This is a genomic window from Methanobrevibacter sp. (genome assembly GCF_036307625.1).
Classification (GTDB): Archaea; Methanobacteriota; Methanobacteria; order Methanobacteriales; family Methanobacteriaceae; genus Methanocatella.
Genome location: NZ_JAXJXF010000154.1, coordinates 16,993 through 35,778 on the forward strand (window position 1 = coordinate 16,993; position 18,786 = coordinate 35,778).

Here is an 18,786-nt window from a genome sequence, read left to right on the forward strand (position 1 = left end):
TTTAATGCCTCACTCCAAAAGTATCTCATCATCTAGCTTATTTAATGTATATGCAATTGCATTTGCACTGATTGTAGAACAAATAAAGAATGCAGCAGCAACTACAAGAGCAAATGGAGTATTAATTATCAATGCAATTATTGCAGAAACTCCAAAACCAATAACATTCAAATACAGCAATCTTTCAGCCCTATTTTGAGTTATTAAAGCTCTCAATGATACAAATATAACTATAATTCCAATAATTTCAACATACATATAATCACTCCTCTGCATGCTTATTGAATTTTTGAGCTATCTTTCCTAAAAATATAGATGCTCTAACCTGATCTATTCCTTGAACAGTTAAAATTGCAATAACCATTCCAACAATAAACATTTCAGGAGTTAAGCCAACAAAAGAACAAATAAACACTATAATTGTTGCAGTCAAACTTCCAACAGTTCCTGCATATCCCGGATCAGCACATAATCTGTTTCCAATAAAGATTAAAAATGCTGCTATAATCCCCCCAGGAATTCCTAAAAGCAAATATCCTATAGCGGCCATTAATGTACCTGCAGATGCATCCGGGGAACATAAAATATTTCCTTGGAAGAATCCACCTGCAATATCTCCACCTCTCTTTTTGACATCTTCGCCTACAATCCTAGCTCCTTTAACACCAGGTTGCTCGGGAAGTCCAAAATAAGTGTCGACAATGACAAAATTTAGCCAACATAGAACGGCAGCAATTATAATTCCAATTACTTCATTCATTGTATATCCTCTCCACCATCTTCATCTAAAGGTTTTGGAAATACAAAATCAAATAAATATTTCACAAATAATGCAGATATAATGCCTATAATAGCTGCCAATACAATTCCATTATAAATAAAAGTATAATTTAAAACCAAGAATATTGAAAAAATACCAATAGCTATTATTGGAGTCGGATATAATGCACTTACATCAAAAGAATACCTATATGGTTTGCTGGGCAATAAAGGAAGCCTTAAAATTAATGCAACAATAATTGAAACTAAAATTGCCACAACATAAGCTAATAAGACATCAAATAGACTAAGAGTTATATTACTCAGCCCGTAAATATTGCCAAATGAAGCAAAAAATATGGTATTATACACCAAATCAAACATATTATTAGACTCCTCTTAAATAATAAATATACATATAAAAATATATAAATATTGTTACTTAAAAATAATAGATAATAGCTCAAATATTATTTAAATTAATAAAAATTTGTTTAATATTATGAATTTAAATTATAATAGCGTTTAAATTATAAATTTTGATTTATATGCATCTAATTAATAAAAAAACAAAAATAATACGCCATATTAAATAAAACAAAATTATTTTAAAATAAACATTTAGTAATAATACTTAACGCAATAAAACAAAATATTGGAACTGAAAGATGGACAAAAAAGTAAAGAATTTCAACACCCGACTTAGAACAATACAAATTTGGGAATTGATTTTAGCAGTGATACTCTCATTTATTGCGACTGAAGTGTTGGCAACCATTTTTCCAGCAATAGATATGAATGATGATTTATTCATAATTACCTTAGCAGTATTCATTTTATTATTCTTCATATGGTGTTTAAAAGGTACTGAAGGACTTTCAAAAGATATTGAACAATTCAAATTAAAAGAAAACCGAAATGAAATATTATACGTATTCTTATTGAACATCATATTTGCTTATTTGTTTTTATTTTCAGTTGTAACACTTGACATGATATTTGGAATGGGCGATCCGACCTGGGTAAGCATTATGGACATTGATTCAGTGAATCTAACTCCAAACGCATTCCTATTCAGCGCAATAGCATCAATCATATTTGCTCCAATTCTTGAAGAACTAATATTCAGAGGAATCATATTCAACAGACTGAAAATTAGAATTGGAATAACTCCTGCAATGATAATTTCCTCTTTTTTATTCGCCATTGGCCATGACTTTGGAGGAATAGTCAGTGCATTTCTATTCGGATTGTGCATGTGTATTCTCTACCTAAAAACAGATAACATTCTGATTCCGATGACTGTGCATTTTATTAACAATATTGCTGCAACATTAATTGACCTTACGCCTTTTGATTCAATCGCAACATCATTTCCCTGGATAATATTGCTTGGAATAATAGTTTTGGCAGGCACAGTATTACTGATAAAATATATTATTTCCGAAACAAAGACACTAAACCAAAAGTTTAGCTAAAAAAAAAAGAATTAAATTAGTGGAATCCACATCCACTACAAGTTTCACATTTTTCTTCTTCCAAAGGGTCATATTGTTTATCTTCCTGCAAAGTTGCTGAGATAAAATATTGATCCAATTCATCATTATTTTTCAAAACAGGGGAAAGTCCTTTGAAATCACATTTGATATCCCCAGTTCCACCAATATCCACCAATATTGGTTCACCTAATTTGAATCTTTTAAAATATGATTCAACTTCACCTATCAAACTTCCAGGAACTCTAAAATTAATAGATAAAATATTATTCTCCTTCATTTTTAAACCAACATATTTTTGGTCAATTTCATAATTTAAACCTAACTGTTTTTTAAAAATTACATTGGTTCCGATATCATTAGATGACATTTCATAAACTCCTTCACATTATTAAATTAGAATTATAGTTAGGACTATATAAAACTTTCTTATCAATGTCCAAAAAGTTACACTTTAAAAAAATATTGTTCAATAAATTTATAACGAATTATCATGATTTTTAATAAGGTTTATATAATGTTAAAATCAAAACATATAATATTATAATATATATTATTATAATGATAAAGAATCAATGAAAAATAGGTGTTTTTATATGAATGAATACAATAAAGATATTGGAAATAGAATTAAAGAATTGAGAGAACTTTCAGACATTACTACTAAAGAAATTGCAGAAGAATTAAATATTAAAGAAGAAACTTATATCCAATATGAAAATGCGGAAGTTGATATTCCAGCTAGTTTTTTGTATGAACTCGCACATATTTTTAAAGTTGATTTAGGATTATTATTAACTGGTGAAGAAAGCAGAATGAACATCTTCGATGTTACTCGTGCAGACAAGGGAGTATCAGTTGACAGAAGAAAAGAATATACTCATCAAAACCTATGTTCTAAATTCATTCACAAAAAAGCTGAAACATTCCTCGTTGTTGTAGACCCTAAAAAAAATCCTATTCCATCACTTAACTCACACCCAGGACAAGAATTCAACTATGTCCTAGAAGGATCCTTAAAAATTTATATACACAATAACGAAATCGTGTTAAATGAAGGAGATTCCATATTCTTCGATTCAACACATAGACATGCAATGGTAGCACTTAACGACAAACCCGCTAAATTTTTAGCAGTAATCATATAATATTTATGGAGATAATTACATGACATCTTTAATTGGAGATTTTGTAGAAAGAGTTGAATTCAACTCCTATGAAGACTTTTATAAAAATTTTAAACTTACGTACAATGAGGACTATAACTTTGGATTTGATGTTGTTGACAAATACGCAGAAATCGATCCGGATAAAATCGCATTAATCTGGACCAATGATTATGGAGAAGAGTATATCTTCACTTTCAAGGACATGAAGGAATATTCCAACAGAGCAGCGAACCTGTTTAAACGTTTAGGAATTAAAAAAGGAGATCGTGTAATGCTAACCCTTAAAAACAGGTATGAATTCTGGTTCTGTATGGTTGCATTGCACAAAATCGGAGCAATACCAATTCCAGGAACACACATGTTAAAGCTTCACGATATTGACTTCAGAATAAAAGAGGCAAATGTGAAAATGGTAGTGTCAGTTGAAGAAGACACATTATTGCCTGATTATGAAGAAGCTGAAAAATCATTGGGAATTGAAATACCTAAATTAGTTATTGAAACCGACAGAGACGGATGGATAAACTTTAATAAAGCCCTAAAAAATGAAAGTCCAAAATTTGAAAGACCAACCGGTGAAGAAAAAACATATGCCGAAGAGATTTCATTAATTTACTTTACATCAGGAACAAGTGGGTTGCCAAAAATGGTTTCACACAAACATACTTACTCATTAGGCCATATTCCTACTGCTAAATATTGGCACAATGTTGTGGAAGATGGAATTCACCACACCTCAGCAGATACAGGTTGGGGAAAAGCTGTATGGGGAAACATTTACGGACAATGGATTGCAGGAACTTCAATATTCATTTATGATTATGAAAGGTTTAACGGACTGAGATTACTTGAAAAAATCATAGAATATAATGTTGATACATTCTGTGCACCACCTACAATATACAGATTCATCATTAAAGAGAACATTGAAGGGTATGACCTTTCAAACTTAAAATATGTTACAACAGCCGGCGAACCTTTACCTCCAGAGGTTTCAGAAAGATTTTATAAACTATCCGGTTTAAGAATTAAAGAAGGATTCGGCCAAACCGAAACAACATTATCCATCGGAACATTCATCTGGTTAGATGCAAAAATCGCTTCTATCGGCAAACCTTCCCCATTATTTGATTTGGAATTATTAGATGAAAACCACAATAAAGTGGAAATTGGTGAAGAAGGAGAGCTTTGCTTCAAAATGAATGATGGGCCTAATCCTGGATTATTTAAAGATTATGTAAATGATGAAGAGAAATATAAAAAGCAAATCCACCATGGATATTACCATTGTGGAGATACTGCATGGATAGATGAAGACGGATATGTTCACTTTGTTGGAAGAAACGACGACATAATTAAATCTTCAGGTTACCGTATTGGACCTTATGAAGTAGAAAGTGCAGTATTATCTCATGAAGCAGTTTCCAACTGCGCAATTACCGCTTATCCTGATGAAGTGAGAGGCCAAATTGTAAAAGCAACCATCATATTGCAACCAGGCTTCGAACCATCAGATGAACTTACTAAAGACATTCAAAATCATGTTAAAAGAGTTACAGCTCCTTATAAATATCCAAGAATGATTGAATATGTGGATAAAATTCCAGAAACAATCAGTGGAAAAATAAGAAGAGTTGAAATTAGAGAAAACGATGACAAAAATTAGTTTAGATGATATAATGACAGAAGAGATATCTTATCCAGTTATAAATAAAGAGATTTGCAAAGGCTGTATGCGCTGCATAGTAGGATGTCCTCAAAATGCAATATTACTTTCACAAGACATGAATAACGCAGGATATCAATTTGCTTATTATAGTGGAAATGGATGTACAGGATGTAAAGACTGTTACTTTACTTGCCCTGAGCCATTAGCACTTGAAGTACATCAATTGAAAAAAATTGTTGATGATTCAGTCGGGAAAATGATTAAAGCTAAAGTAGCTAATAAAGGGGGAAAATAAATGAGTAATCAAATGGTAAAAGGAAATACAGCAGTTGTCATTGGTGCAATGTATGCTGGATGTGACTGTTTTTTTGGATACCCAATTACTCCTGCAAGCGAAATTTTACACGAAGCATCAAAATACTTCCCAATGGTCGGAAGAAACTTTGTTCAAGCCGAAAGTGAAGAAGCATCCATAAATATGGTTTATGGTGCATCCGGTGCTGGACACAGAGTTATGACATCATCATCAGGACCGGGCATAAGTTTAATGCAAGAAGGATTTACTTTCCTTGCAGGTGCTGAATTGCCTGCAGTCATAGTCGACATCATGAGGGCAGGACCAGGACTCGGAAATATCGGACCTGAGCAAGGAGACTACAATCAGATTGTTAAGGGAGGAGGCCACGGAAACTATAAGAATATAGTTTTAGCTCCAAATAGCGTTCAGGAAATGTGTGACTTGACAATGAAAGCATTTGAACTTGCAGACAAATGGAGAAATCCTGTTGTTGTATTGGCAGACGGCACATTAGGCCAAATGGCTGAACCGTTAGTTTTCCCAACAGAAGCGATTGAACCGAAAATCGATGAATCATGGGCAGTAAGAGGGAATAAGGAAACCATGGAAAACCTCATCACTTCAATTTTCAACGATTTTAACGATTTAGAGGACTTCAACTTCAAACTCCAAGAAAAATATGCAAAAATTGATGCTGAAGAAGTTATCGCTGATGAATATCAGGTTGAAGATGCTGAAATTGTTTTAGTTTCATTTGGTATAAGCAGCCGTATTGCAAGATCAGCTGTTGATAAAGCTCGTGAAAAAGGAATAAAAGTTGGACTTCTAAGACCAATAACTTTATCACCTTTCCCAGTTGAAAGGGTTAAAGAATTAGCAGACAAAGGCGTTGAATTTATATCAGTTGAAATGAGCAATGGTCAATTACTGGCAGATGTTCAGTTTGCAGCATTAAGAAGAGAAGGTACACACCTCGTAAATAGAATGGGAGGTAACCTGATTGAACTGAAACATGTGCTCGCCAAGATTTATGAAATAGCTGGAATTGACGAAGAAATTGATACTTCAAAAAGAAGTGAAGAAAAAGCTAGTCCAAATATTATTGATTAAGGATGTGGAAAAATGAGTGAACAAATTAATAAAGACTATGAAGAACAAATACGTAGAAATCCACAATCCCTTTTAGAAGAATATCCTAGAAAAGGAACCAATATTCAATCAACTCATTACTGCGCAGGTTGTGGACATGGAATTATACATAAATTAATTGCAGAATGTATGGACGAACTTGGAATACAAGAGCGTTGCGTTATGATTTCACCAGTAGGATGTTCAGTATATGCTTACTTCTACTTTAACTGTGGAAACTTCCAAACTGCACATGGAAGAGCTCCTGCAGTAGCTACCGGTATTTCAAGAGCAGAAGACAATGCAATTGTTATGAGTTATCAAGGTGACGGAGATTTAGCTTCCATCGGTTTAAATGAAACTTTACAAGCTGCAAACAGAGGAGAAAAAATTGCAGTATTCTTTGTAAACAACACAGTTTACGGAATGACCGGTGGGCAAATGGCACCAACCACCTTAATCGGAGAAAAAACAGTTACATGCCAAACCGGAAGAGATCCTGATTATGCAGGACACCCTACCCACATGTGTGAGTTAATCAATACCTTGAAAGCTCCAGTATTCATTGAAAGAGTATCCCTTGCAAATCCTTTAAAAATCAGACTTGCAAAGTATGCCATCAAACAGGCATTGACAGTTCAAAAAGAAGGAAAAGGATATTCCTTTGTTGAAATATTATCACCTTGTCCAACTAACTTAAAACAAGATGTGAAACGTGCACAGGAATTTATTGAAAATCAAATGGAAAAAGAATTCCCTGTTAAAAACTTCAGAAATAACTTATACACAAAAGAACCAGTCATAAGACCTAAAAGCGACTTTACAACTGAGTCATTAGACAAAATATTTAAAGTTTCAAGAGAGAAAAACTCAGGATATGTGGATGATGACATTAAACCATTGAACATTAAGGTTTCAGGATTTGGAGGTCAAGGAGTATTAAGTGCAGGACTTACAATAGCTCAAGCAGCTTGTGCTGAAGGAAAACACGTTTCATGGTATCCTAGTTACGGACCAGAACAAAGAGGTGGAAAATCAAATTGTTCTGTAGTAATATCCAATGAAACTATCGGAACTCCAGTAGTTGATGACATTGACATACTTATCGCTTTGAATAAACCTTCCCTCGAACAGTTCTCACAAGATGTGAAAATTGGTGGAACAATACTTTACGACGCTAAAATTGGAGAATTTGAAACCGATAGAGACGTTAATGTAATTGCAATGCCTTGTGTCGATATTGCAGAGGAACATGGAAATGCAAGAACTGCAAACACTGCATTGATAGGTGCATTAACTGAATTAAGCGATGTTTTAAATCGTGAATCTTATGAAAATGCTATTCGTGAAATGTTTGCAGCTAAACCAAAAGTCATCGATGTGAACATTGACGTGCTCGAAGCTGGAGCAGAATGGATTAAAAACAATTCTTAAGTGTGATTTAATGACATATAAAGAAAATGCTAAAAAATATATAGAAAATTACGATTTAAGTATAGGAGATACAATCAAAGTAAATAAAGAGGATATCTCATATACTGGTATTTTACTTGACAGACCGGAAGATGCTGATGATGGATATTTGGTTGTTAAACTATCAAGCGGATACAACATTGGCGTGGCCATTGAAGGCACTACCGCAGAACTTGTTGAAAAAGGAGATAAACCAAAAATAGGTTATGATGAGGAAGAAATTCCAAATGACCCTTCAAAACAAAACATCTCCATCGTATCAACTGGAGGTACAGTATCCTCCGTTATCGATTACAGAACCGGTGCTGTACATCCTAAATTTACAGCATCCGATCTCGTTAAAGCAAACCCAGAATTATTGGATTATGCCAACTACAATGTTAAAGCTTTATATAACATTTTAAGTGAAAACATGAAGCCGGAATACTGGGTAAAGGCTGCAAAAGAAATAGCTAATGACATTTCCGAAGGTGCGGATGGTGTTGTAATAGCTCATGGTACAGACACCATGCATTACACATCAGCAGCATTAAGCTTCATGTTGAAAACACCTGTTCCAATTGTCATTACTGGTGCTCAAAGAAGTTCAGACAGACCTTCTAGTGATGCAAACATCAATTTAATTGATTCCGTGGTTGCTGCAAAATCAGACATTGCTGAAGTTAGTGTCTGTATGCATGGAAGCTTGAACGACAAGTATACCTACCTCCACAAAGGTACAAAGGTAAGAAAAATGCATACTTCAAGAAGAGATACTTTCAGAAGCATCAATGCTCAACCGATAGCTAAAATTGAAGATAAAAAAGTTAACATCAACCCACAATACAATTACACCAAACGTGGAGCTAACGAATTGGAACTCAACACAGACATTGAAGAAAAAGTTGGATTCATTAAAAGCTTCCCGGGAATATCCGAAGAATACATAGAATACCACATTGACAAAGGATATAAGGGTCTTGTTATTGAAGGAACCGGTCTTGGACATGTTCCAAACAACTTGATTGACTCATTTAAAAGGGCACAAGACGAAAACATTCCAGTAATCATGACTTCACAGTGCCTTTACGGCAGAGTAAATATGAATGTTTACTCAACAGGACGTGAAATTCTTGATGCAGGAGTCATCTCAGGTTTGGACATGACCCCTGAAACAACATATGTCAAATTATGTTGGGCATTAGGTCAAAATGACGATTACGACAAAGTGAAAGAGATTATGCAAAGCAACATTGCAGGTGAATTTTCTGAAAAATCCTCAATTAAGGATTTCTTAAATTAGGTGGTACAATGGATTACGAAAAATTAGGATTAAAAATGGGACTTGAGATTCACCAACAGTTAAACAGCGAACATAAGTTATTCTGTCCATGTAAAACAGAGCTTGTTGATGATGATTTTGATGAACTTATTCAAAGAAAATTAAGACCAACACAATCTGAACTTGGAGAAATCGACCGTGCAGCATTACAGGAATCACTTAGAGGATTGAATTTCAAATATGAAAACTTTGAAAAACATACTTGTCTTGTTGAAAACGATGATGAACCACCTCACAGTTTAAATGAAGAAGCATTGGACATCTGTATCACTATCGCATGTTTAATGAACATGCACATTGTTGATGAATTTCATACAATGAGAAAACAGGTTATTGATGGAAGTAACACCGGAGGATTTCAAAGAACTGGTATGGTTGCAACTGACGGTTACCTAGAAACACCTTACGGAAAAGTAGTTATCGAAAGTTTAGGCCTTGAAGAGGATGCAGCAAGAAGAGTTGAAACCAAAGACGGTTTTACCGAATTTAGATTGGATCGTTTAGGTATACCATTGGCTGAAATTACAACCGACCCTTCAATGCACCATCCTGACCAGGTAAGAGAAGTTGCATATATGCTCGGTCAAATATTGAGAAGTACGAATGTTAAAAGAGGTCTTGGAACAATCAGGCAGGACTTGAACATTTCCATTGCTGAAGGAGCACGTGTGGAAATTAAAGGTGTGCAAGATTTAGATTTGATGGCTGAAATTGTAAACCGTGAAGTTACAAGACAATTGGAATTAATCGATATTAAAAAACAATTATCCGAAAGAAATGCTGAAGTTTTAGAAGAGATTCATGACCTGGATGAATTATTCGAAGATACAGAATCCAAAATTTTAAAATCTGCCGAAACAATTAAAGCAGTTGTTTTGAAAGGTTTTGATGGTCAAATTGGTCGTGAAGTTCAACCTGGCAGAAGATTTGGAACTGAAATTGCAAGCTATGCCAAAAAACGTGGTGTTTCCGGAATCTTCCATTCTGATGAGTTGCCTGCTTACGGAATTACCCAAGAAGAAGTTGACAAGGTCAATGAATTCCTAAACATTGGTGAAGAGGATGCATTTATCATTGTGGCACATGATGAAGATATTGCAATATCCGCACTAGAAGAAGTCAAAAGAAGAGCAAATCTAGGACTGGAAGGAGTTGTTGAAGAAACCAGGAAAGCTCTTGATGATGGTAACACAGAATACATGAGACCTCTTCCTACTGCAAATAGAATGTACCTTGAAACTGATATTCCATTGTTTAAAATTACACCAGAAAGAATTGAACCAATAGCTAATGATTTACCAGAGTTACCTGATGTCAAACAAGCCAGAATCATTGAAGAATACAACTTGAGTGAAGATTTAGCAACACAGCTAGTTAAAAGACAAGAAGCGGACATGTTTGAAGATATTTTAGCGGATGTTGATGTTGATGCAACACCAGTGGCATCACTTCTTGCATATGACCTAAGAGAAATCAAAAGGGAAGGTCATGACATTAACATATTAAACTCAGACCACTTCAAAGGTATTTTCACTTTATTGGCTGATGGAAAAATCGCTAAAGATAGTGTGCGTAAATTAGCTATCGAGACAATTAAAACACCTGAAACAGATATTGCAGAAATCGCTGAGAAAAACAACTTAACCATGCTTAGCGATGAAGATGTTATCAAAATCATTTCAGAAATTGTAGCTAACAATGAAGGAATGGTAAAAGAACGTCAAATGGGTGCAATGGGTCCTTTAATGGGAATGTGTATGAAACAACTTAAAGGAAAAGCAGATGGTGGACTTGTAAACAAGATTGTCCGTGAAGAAATTCAAAAATTAATTTAAGGAAACTCAATTGAGTTTCCAACTAACTCTTTTTTTTAAAAAAAATAATTTATTCGATTGATTTTAACAAACTATATATTTCTGGAATTACCTGTTCGAATTTAACTCCATAAGTATGAGTTTCATCCCCAACAGTCTTTTCAATTGCTTTTTTGGTTAACTCACCTGCGATTTTTGCAGCGGAAGATGGAGATTTACCACACATGGTAGATCCTACAAATGCAGAAGCAAATACATCTCCAGTTCCATGAGAGACATAATCCACCTTATCATTATATACTATATCAACAGAAGAGTTTTCCTTATCCAAAACAATCATTCCAAGTTCGCTTTCTTTATGTGTGTCACCTTTAAGAATTACATATTTTTTTGTAAAATCAGAAAGTTCCTTTGCCATTTCCAGCATTTCTTCATGAGTAAATTCTTCTTTCCAAGGTTTATGTAATAAATAACATGCTTCAGTAGTGTTTGGAAGAATAAAATCACCCAATTTACAGAGTTCACCCATTTTATCTGCAAATTCCTGGTCGAATCCATTATAAAATTCACCGTGATCAGCCATTGCCGGGTCAACAAAAACAAGACCGTCAGGCTTAAGTCTAGAATCAATAATCTCTTTAATATAATCCAATTGCTCTATTGATCCTATGAATCCAGTATAAATTGCATCAAAATATATTCCTTCTTTTTCCCAATGTTTACGAATATCAGGAAGGTCTTCTGTCAAATCTCTAACAGTATAACCTTCAAAACCGGAAGTATGTGTGGATAACACTGCAGAAGGAAGAACTGCTGTCTCAATTCCGAAAGCAGATACTATTGGTAACGCTACTGTTATAGAACATTGTCCAAAACAGGATATATCCTGGATAGTTAAAATTTTTGTATTTTCATTCATTTTATTCAACCTAATATTTTCAATTGTCATATTAGTAATATTAAATTATTAATATATAAATTTTTACACTTTATCAAATTTATTTTCCATAAAAACTATTTAAAAATCATTTAAATTTAAATTTAAGAATATTTAAAATTATAATCATTAATTGAGTCCAATTAATAAAACAACTATTCTTATAAACGGAATATATCAAATATCAATATAAATATAACAATTGTGATAATATAGAAAATCTAAGCACATTATAGATAAAAGAACAATAATTAATGACTTACCGAATTCACTGTTTTTTTAAAAAAAACAATTCGATTAAAAATAATTTCAAGAGAATTTAGGATTACCTAAAAAATATAGAAATATTTATATATGATGACAACATATGTATTACATAGAGTCATATATTTAGACGTACCTAAAATACTCTCATATTATTAGTCAATATGATTAATCTCCGAAATTAGAATGTGTTGAATTAGATTTTTACACAATTTCTCTAATTTGATACAACCTAAGAAATGCAAAAATGTCGGATTTGTAATACATTTCTGCCAAAATACAGTATTTTCAAATCCCAAAATACAAGTCAATGGAAAATTAAAAAAATCTGCCAAAAAATAATTTTCCTCAAAACATAGGTGTTTAATGCCAATTAAACACCAATTACCTCTCTTTTTAAAAAATTCTATTTTAATAACATTTTTCATATTAAACCGATCACATTGAATATCACATAACACACCTTTCGATTGTTGAATGAACAAGTTTTCCAATTATAAACATTACAACACAATTACTGAAAACTGGGTGAAATTGATAGTAATATTGAATACAATCTTATTTTAGAGTTCAATAGAAATATAGCAATGTGAAAATTGAAAAAAAATACCACCAACTTTATATAACCATTCCATCATATTTACTGTTAATGTGGTGTTTATATGGTTGAAGGTGAATGGAAAGAAGACCGAATTGTTTTAACTCCAATAAATTTGTATATGGAATATATCCTATTAAGCTACAACAATTACCTCAAAGAAAACTTAAAAGACGTTTCAATAACCCATGGCGAATTAACATACATCTACAATATCAAGTATTTTCCATCTATCTCACAACGAGAATTGGCGGAAACCTTATTTGTATCCGAAGCAAATATTGCTAAAATGGTTAAAAAATTGGTCAAAAAAGGAATCGTTGAAAAGAAAAAAGATGAAAACAACAAAAGCAGAAACATCCTTACCCTAACTGACAAAGGAGAGGAAATATTTGTAAAAATCAACATATTGACCTGTGGATGGGAAAGGGACATATGTAAAAAATTCAATAATGATGAGCTTTTCGAATTCAAAGAAAAATTATATCAGATTACCAAACAGACAACACAAATAAAAAAATAAGTAACCTTTATATACCCCATATATAAATAATAATATAAGTCTTAACTTAGTTAAGTCTTTAAAATTTAAGAGGTAAAAACAATGTCAATTTACGATTTTGAAGTAAAAGACGGAGAAGGAAACATGGTTTCACTCTCTGAATTTAAAGACAAAGTACTGTTGATTATAAACTCTGCAACAAAATGCGGTTTTACCCCACAGTACACAGAGTTAAATGAAATTTATGCTGAATTTAAGGACAACGGTTTTGAAATTCTGGATTTCCCATGCAACCAATTCGGAAGTCAGGCCCCAGGTTCAACCGAAGAAATTACAGAAGTATGCCGCAACAAATGGTTAGTACCATATCAAATCTTTGACAAAATTGATGTCAATGGAGAAAATGCAGATCCATTATTTGAATACCTTAAAAATGAACAGCCATTCACCGAAATTAAGGGTAAAGGTGCAACTGCATTAAAATTAATGTTAAGAGCAAAAGACAGACATTATAAAGACAACAATGACATCAAATGGAATTTCACCAAATTTTTAGTTGACCGTGAAGGCAATGTCGTTAAAAGATTTGAACCTACTGAAGATTTGGGCGATGTCAAAAAAGCAATTGCGGATTTAATCTAAACATTAAATCCATTATTTTTTAAGAGGTAAAACTATGGAACAATATGATATCATTATAATCGGTGCAGGCCCAGGAGGCCTAACAGCAGGAATTTATGCCGGCCGCCAAGGAACCCGCAATTTAATTATCGATCGTGACCTTGCCGGAGGAATCGGTCGTGAAGTTCCTGAAATGGAAAATTATCCTGGTTTCGACAGCATTTCAGGATTGGAATTGATAGAAAAAATGAAAGCACAAGCAACCATTAACTGTGAACTTCATGAAATGGAAGACGTCGTTGAAATCATTAAAACAGATGATGAATATCGTTTCACAGTAAAAACCACTAAAGACAAATATCAAACAAAAACAATCATTCTTGCAACAGGCAGCTCCCACAGACACCTAGATGCAAAAGGTGAAGAAGAGTTTAAAGGCAAGGGAGTAAGTTACTGCGCTACATGTGACGGATTTTTCTTTGCTGGACGTGACATCATCATGGTAGGTGGAGGAAACAGCGCCCTTCAGGAAGCAATCTATCTTAAAAATTTAGGTGCCAATGTCACTTTAGTTCACAGAAGAGATGAATTCAGAGCACAAAAACACCTTCAGAACATGATTCGGGAAGAAAACATCAACACCATACTAAATGCAACTGTTGAAGAAATCAAAGGGGACATGCTTGTAGAGTCAGTTGTCCTGAAAGATACAAAAACAGGTAAACTTCAAGAGTTATCCGTGAACGGAGTGTTCATCAGCGTTGGTTATATCCCCCATACAGAACTTGCCAAACAGTTGGGAATTGAACTAGATGAATCCGGACACATAATCATTGACAAAGAGCAAAAAACAAACATAGACTATGTATATGCAATAGGTGATGTGTGTATAGGTTTAAAACAGTGGGTTGTGGCATGTGGAGAAGGTGCAGTGGCTGCAACTTCTGCATTCAACGACATAAAAGAAAATTAACGATATCTTTCAGACAGAAACATGTAGATGAAAAATGCTATAACCACAACTACAATAACCGGCAATAGCCACATGAAAATCTTCAATAAAACTACCGCTATAAGAATAGCAACTATAATAAATATTAAATCTTGTAATTCCATATAAATCAAATATATTTACTATCATATATAAAGTTTAAGTGGAATTAAATGAAACTTTTTTTAAATTTTTTTAATACTCCTTAGATAAATATAATAAATAAAAAAACTAAAAATAATATTATTATATTTTCATGGAGTATAAAATGACAATTTTAGTAATCAACAATAAAGGACAGTACAACCATAGAATCGCAAGAAGTTTGCAATACCTCAAGATTCCCTCAGAACTTGTTTCAAATGAATTATCTATTGAAGAAATTGAAGCAAAAAATCCAATTGGATTGATATTGGGTGGAGGACCCTCACTTGAAGGCGCAGGTATGAGTGAAGAATACATCAAGCATTTTGACATTCCGATTTTAGGAATCTGTCTTGGACACCAGCTTATTGCAAAAGCATATGGTGGGGAAGTTACAACTTCAGATACTGAAAGTTATGCTCAAGTGAAAATTAATATCAATAACGATGAAAACTTATTCAAACAGTTAGCTCCTGAAATGGATGTTTGGTCTTCACATAAGGATGAAGTGAAAACAATCCCACAAGATTTTGAAGTCTTAGCTAGTTCAAACTTATGTGATGTTGAATCATTTAAACATAAAGATAAAGATGTATATGGAATTCAATTCCATCCCGAAGTACATCATACTCCAAAAGGATCAATACTTTTTGAAAATTTTTATAAAATCTGTCAAGAAAGGTGTAATAATGATTGATAACGCAGAAGACTTGGCTACAAAAGCACAAGATAACAAAGCTGGTTTAAAAAGACAATATGTAAATATACCTATTGGTGATGAAGAATACGGATTTAGAATTTCCGGAATAGGTGCTAAATCTGTAAAATTAGAAAAATTTGTTAAATATGATGATATCTTTGAAGCCATTGAATCAGGAAATGACAATGGTCTTGAAGCTATGATTAAGCAAATTATTGAAGATTACGAAGAAGAGGAAGAAGAGGAATAAAATGTTAGGTCCAAAAGAATTTATTGAAGATGCAATAAAAAAAATCAAAGACCAAATCGGTGATGAAAAAGCCATTATTGCATTATCCGGAGGAGTGGACAGTTCCGTATGTTCTGTTCTTGTTCAAAAAGCTATTGGAGATAACTTAACTGCAATTTTTGTAGACCATGGACTTTTAAGAGAAGGAGAAGTTGAACAAGTAACCAATACTTTTAAAGACAGATTAAACTTCAAATTTGTAGATGCTTCTGATGAATTCATGGATGCTCTTGAAGGTGTTGAAGACCCTGAAGAAAAAAGGAAAATAATTGGAAAAGTGTTCATCGATGTATTTGAAAGAGAAGCATTAAAAACAGAAGCTAAATTCTTAGTTCAAGGAACAATTGCACCAGATTGGATTGAAACCAAAGGTGAAATTAAATCCCACCACAACTTAGCTCTTCCAAGCGGAATGGAATTGGAATTATGCGAACCTATTCGTGACCTATACAAAGACGAAGTAAGAGAAATCGGTGATGAACTCGATTTACCAAAGACAACAGTTTACAGACAACCATTCCCAGGACCTGGACTTGGAGTACGTGTCGTTGGTGCATTAACAAGAGACAATGTTGAAATCTGTAGAAAAGCCAACAAGATTGTTTGTGATGAAGTTGAAAAAGCAGGCCTTGATGAAACTGTATGGCAATACTTTGCAGTATTAACTGATACAAAAGTTACTGGTGTAAAAGGAGACCAAAGGGACTTCGGATACCTTGTAATTGTAAGAATTGTCAATTCCATTGATGCAATGACCGCTTCAGTACCTGAACTTCCTTGGGATGTCGTTCAGACAATCTCAAAAAGAATCACTTCCGAAATTTCTGAAGTCACACACGTTGCATTATCCATCAGTGACAAACCACCTGCAACCATCGAATTCTGCTAAATACTATTTTAACTAATAGTATTTACTTTTACTTTTTTTAATTAGATTTGCCATGAAAACCACAAAAAATGCATATTTAGCAAAATTAACAGAACAAATTCAAATGAAATCTGTTAATGTTGGAAAAAATCTTGAAGGAACAACCCCTCCATCAGTATTTATCGGAAGATGGTCATACCCCAAAGTTTATGCAGGACCCATGATGAGCAGTGAAATGGGCGACACATACATCATGGATTCGCCGGAATCATGGATAGGGCAAAATAAAACTCAAGATGAAATCATAAATTATAGGATGAATCTCGTAAGAGGAAAACAATTAATAAAAATTGATGATTTGGAAAACCCTTTTGTTGAAAAGCTTCAGGACATATCCCTTGCATCAAAATCCATAGACAGCGAAGCTACTTTTGGACGCCGCCCAACTGGATCCATGCTTACAGAAGACAGTATGCCACACGGTCCAAGTGCCGTCATAGAGAAATTTGACATTGATGCCGTCAGATGGGACAGACAATTGGAAAAAACATTCTATGATACAGATTTGAAGGCAACGGAAGCCGTTTTAAATTTACATAATAAGGAAGTTCCATTCTCAGCAATGCAAAAGGCATTTTCTGTTGGTGCAATTGGTACAAAAAATAAAAGAAAACTGGTCCCCACAAGATGGTCAATTACCGCATGTGATTCCACATTGGCGGATGAATTTTTAAAGGAAGTTAGGAAATTCGAAAGGCTCGATACTTATAGAGTTTTTGAATTTGGAGCACTTAACAATTATTACATCATAATTTTGACACCTACTGAATGGCAATATGAATGGTATGAAGCATTTATCAAATTAATGAGAAACGAAGAGTTAATATTTTCAGATTATGAAACCAACGGAGGCAAAAAAGAATATTCTCGTGTTGGAGGATGTTACTATACTGCTAAAATGGCGGTTCTTGATTATCTCTTAAAAATCAAAAAGCAATCTGGACTTATAATTTTAAGGGAAGCATATGATGGATATGTGCCTTTAGGAGTATTCAACGTAAGAGAAAATATAAAAGAAGCAATGATGAGACCTTACCTGGAATTTGAAACATTGGAAGATTGTTTAAAATATTCCGGAGAAAAGTTAAGAATACCTATCAGCAGATACGTAAAACAAGGAACATTGCTAAACGAAATGCTTCACACAAAACAGACCACATTAGATATGTATTTCAAAAGTGAAAAAAATGTTTAAATTTAAAACCCCCTCTCAAAAAACATTAAAACAAATGTCAGAAGTTGCAAAAGGCGAAAACACTAAAAACTTTGAGCAATCATGCATCGATAAAATAAAAGAACTGACAAACCATGAAAACGTTAAAATTACCTCAAGCGGAAACAACAGTATTTTCATAGCTCTTGCAGCTATTGATGGAGACATTATTATCCCAGACCAAGGAGGATGGCACGGATTTAAACAAATTGCAAAATTCTTAAAAAAAGACATCAAAACTGTTAAAACAGATGAAGGTCTTATAAAACCCAAATATTTAGACAATTTGGAAATTAAAGAAAATTCCGCTTTGATATATACCAGTTTTGCAGGATACTGTGCAGAACAAGACACCGAAGCCATTTCAAAATACTGCAAAAATAATGGAATCACAACAATTGAAGATGCCTCCGCAGGAATCGGAGACAAGCAGCATAAACTTGGAAATGGAAATTATTCAGACATCATTATC

At 33.5% G+C, this 18,786-nt stretch carries 22 protein-coding genes; 16 read left to right on the plus strand and 6 right to left on the minus strand.

Annotated elements, in window-relative coordinates; all coding sequences use genetic code 11:
* Positions 1-9: 9 nt before the first annotated feature.
* Genes UIB65_RS09735 through UIB65_RS09745 form a run of 3 tightly spaced genes read right to left on the minus strand, consistent with a single transcriptional unit; the run spans position 10 to position 1,143 of the window.
* Entirely contained in the window at positions 10-258 is a 249-nt protein-coding gene (locus UIB65_RS09735; protein ID WP_330041277.1) for a DUF2109 domain-containing protein, read from the minus strand.
* 4 nt (positions 259-262) lie between these two features.
* Positions 263-760 carry a hypothetical protein gene (locus UIB65_RS09740; protein WP_330041279.1) on the minus strand — a complete coding sequence of 166 codons (498 nt, stop codon included), beginning with the start codon at positions 758-760 and terminating at the stop codon, positions 263-265.
* Complete coding sequence (locus tag UIB65_RS09745; protein WP_330041281.1) at positions 757-1,143, minus strand: energy-converting hydrogenase A subunit A EhaA; 387 nt, start codon at positions 1,141-1,143, stop codon at positions 757-759. The genes UIB65_RS09740 and UIB65_RS09745 overlap by 4 nt, the downstream gene beginning before the upstream one ends.
* A gap of 284 nt (positions 1,144-1,427) precedes the next feature.
* On the opposite strand from UIB65_RS09745, the gene UIB65_RS09750 reads away from it, so the two are divergent.
* Positions 1,428-2,237: a type II CAAX endopeptidase family protein gene (locus UIB65_RS09750; protein ID WP_330041283.1), complete on the plus strand. Its 810-nt coding sequence runs from the start codon at positions 1,428-1,430 to the stop codon at positions 2,235-2,237.
* A 16-nt stretch (positions 2,238-2,253) separates the two neighbouring features.
* Here UIB65_RS09750 and UIB65_RS09755 read toward each other — a convergent pair whose 3' ends face one another.
* On the minus strand, positions 2,254-2,625 hold the full coding sequence (locus UIB65_RS09755) for a hypothetical protein (protein WP_296804645.1): 372 nt from the start codon (positions 2,623-2,625) through the stop codon (positions 2,254-2,256).
* A 226-nt stretch (positions 2,626-2,851) separates the two neighbouring features.
* Between UIB65_RS09755 and UIB65_RS09760 the strand changes: the two genes are divergently transcribed.
* From UIB65_RS09760 to gatE, 7 genes are read left to right on the plus strand one after another with little or no spacing between them, the layout of a single operon-like run.
* Entirely contained in the window at positions 2,852-3,403 is a 552-nt protein-coding gene (locus UIB65_RS09760) for an XRE family transcriptional regulator (protein ID WP_330041286.1), read from the plus strand.
* A gap of 19 nt (positions 3,404-3,422) precedes the next feature.
* Positions 3,423-5,090 carry an AMP-binding protein gene (locus UIB65_RS09765; RefSeq protein WP_330041288.1) on the plus strand — a complete coding sequence of 556 codons (1,668 nt, stop codon included), beginning with the start codon at positions 3,423-3,425 and terminating at the stop codon, positions 5,088-5,090.
* Positions 5,091-5,103: 13 nt separating this feature from the next.
* Complete coding sequence (locus tag UIB65_RS09770; protein ID WP_330041317.1) at positions 5,104-5,388, plus strand: 4Fe-4S dicluster domain-containing protein; 285 nt, start codon at positions 5,104-5,106, stop codon at positions 5,386-5,388.
* Positions 5,389-6,501: a 3-methyl-2-oxobutanoate dehydrogenase subunit VorB gene (locus UIB65_RS09775; RefSeq protein WP_330041290.1), complete on the plus strand. Its 1,113-nt coding sequence runs from the start codon at positions 5,389-5,391 to the stop codon at positions 6,499-6,501.
* A gap of 12 nt (positions 6,502-6,513) precedes the next feature.
* The gene (locus UIB65_RS09780; protein ID WP_330041292.1) at positions 6,514-7,953 is read left to right on the plus strand and encodes a 2-oxoacid:acceptor oxidoreductase family protein; all 1,440 of its coding nucleotides are present in this window, start codon (positions 6,514-6,516) and stop codon (positions 7,951-7,953) included.
* Between the two features lie 10 nt (positions 7,954-7,963).
* Positions 7,964-9,274 (plus strand): Glu-tRNA(Gln) amidotransferase subunit GatD, encoded by a 1,311-nt coding sequence (gatD, locus tag UIB65_RS09785; protein WP_330041294.1) that lies wholly within the window; start codon positions 7,964-7,966, stop codon positions 9,272-9,274.
* Positions 9,275-9,282: 8 nt separating this feature from the next.
* Positions 9,283-11,148, plus strand: a complete 1,866-nt coding sequence (gene gatE, locus UIB65_RS09790; RefSeq protein ID WP_330041296.1) for a Glu-tRNA(Gln) amidotransferase subunit GatE — start codon at positions 9,283-9,285, stop codon at positions 11,146-11,148.
* 49 nt (positions 11,149-11,197) lie between these two features.
* Here gatE and UIB65_RS09795 read toward each other — a convergent pair whose 3' ends face one another.
* On the minus strand, positions 11,198-12,046 hold the full coding sequence (locus tag UIB65_RS09795; protein ID WP_330041298.1) for a pyridoxamine kinase: 849 nt from the start codon (positions 12,044-12,046) through the stop codon (positions 11,198-11,200).
* 944 nt (positions 12,047-12,990) lie between these two features.
* Here UIB65_RS09795 and UIB65_RS09800 point away from each other — a divergent pair.
* From UIB65_RS09800 to trxB, 3 genes are all read left to right on the plus strand, one after another.
* Positions 12,991-13,449, plus strand: coding sequence for a MarR family winged helix-turn-helix transcriptional regulator (locus UIB65_RS09800; protein ID WP_330041299.1), 459 nt, complete (start codon positions 12,991-12,993; stop codon positions 13,447-13,449).
* A gap of 81 nt (positions 13,450-13,530) precedes the next feature.
* Positions 13,531-14,070 carry a glutathione peroxidase gene (locus UIB65_RS09805; RefSeq protein ID WP_330041301.1) on the plus strand — a complete coding sequence of 180 codons (540 nt, stop codon included), beginning with the start codon at positions 13,531-13,533 and terminating at the stop codon, positions 14,068-14,070.
* Positions 14,071-14,104: 34 nt separating this feature from the next.
* A complete protein-coding gene (trxB, locus tag UIB65_RS09810; protein WP_330041303.1) occupies positions 14,105-15,022 on the plus strand; it encodes a thioredoxin-disulfide reductase in 918 nt (305 codons plus the stop codon).
* Here trxB and UIB65_RS09815 read toward each other — a convergent pair.
* Positions 15,019-15,165, minus strand: coding sequence for a hypothetical protein (locus tag UIB65_RS09815; RefSeq protein ID WP_330041305.1), 147 nt, complete (start codon positions 15,163-15,165; stop codon positions 15,019-15,021). The two genes, trxB and UIB65_RS09815, sit on opposite strands and share 4 nt — an antisense overlap.
* 143 nt (positions 15,166-15,308) lie before the next feature.
* Here UIB65_RS09815 and UIB65_RS09820 point away from each other — a divergent pair, with 143 nt between their 5' ends.
* From UIB65_RS09820 to UIB65_RS09840, 5 genes are all read left to right on the plus strand, one after another.
* A complete protein-coding gene (locus UIB65_RS09820) occupies positions 15,309-15,881 on the plus strand; it encodes a GMP synthase subunit A (RefSeq protein ID WP_330041307.1) in 573 nt (190 codons plus the stop codon).
* Complete coding sequence (locus tag UIB65_RS09825) at positions 15,874-16,134, plus strand: hypothetical protein (RefSeq protein ID WP_330041309.1); 261 nt, start codon at positions 15,874-15,876, stop codon at positions 16,132-16,134. Before UIB65_RS09820 ends, UIB65_RS09825 begins: the two co-directional genes overlap by 8 nt.
* A gap of 1 nt (position 16,135) precedes the next feature.
* Positions 16,136-17,062, plus strand: a complete 927-nt coding sequence (gene guaA, locus UIB65_RS09830) for a glutamine-hydrolyzing GMP synthase (protein WP_330041311.1) — start codon at positions 16,136-16,138, stop codon at positions 17,060-17,062.
* Between the two features lie 52 nt (positions 17,063-17,114).
* The gene (locus UIB65_RS09835; protein WP_330041313.1) at positions 17,115-18,296 is read left to right on the plus strand and encodes a hypothetical protein; all 1,182 of its coding nucleotides are present in this window, start codon (positions 17,115-17,117) and stop codon (positions 18,294-18,296) included.
* Positions 18,289-18,786 (plus strand): DegT/DnrJ/EryC1/StrS family aminotransferase (locus UIB65_RS09840; RefSeq protein WP_330041315.1); only part of this gene is annotated, 498 nt, incomplete at its 3' end. The genes UIB65_RS09835 and UIB65_RS09840, both read left to right, overlap by 8 nt.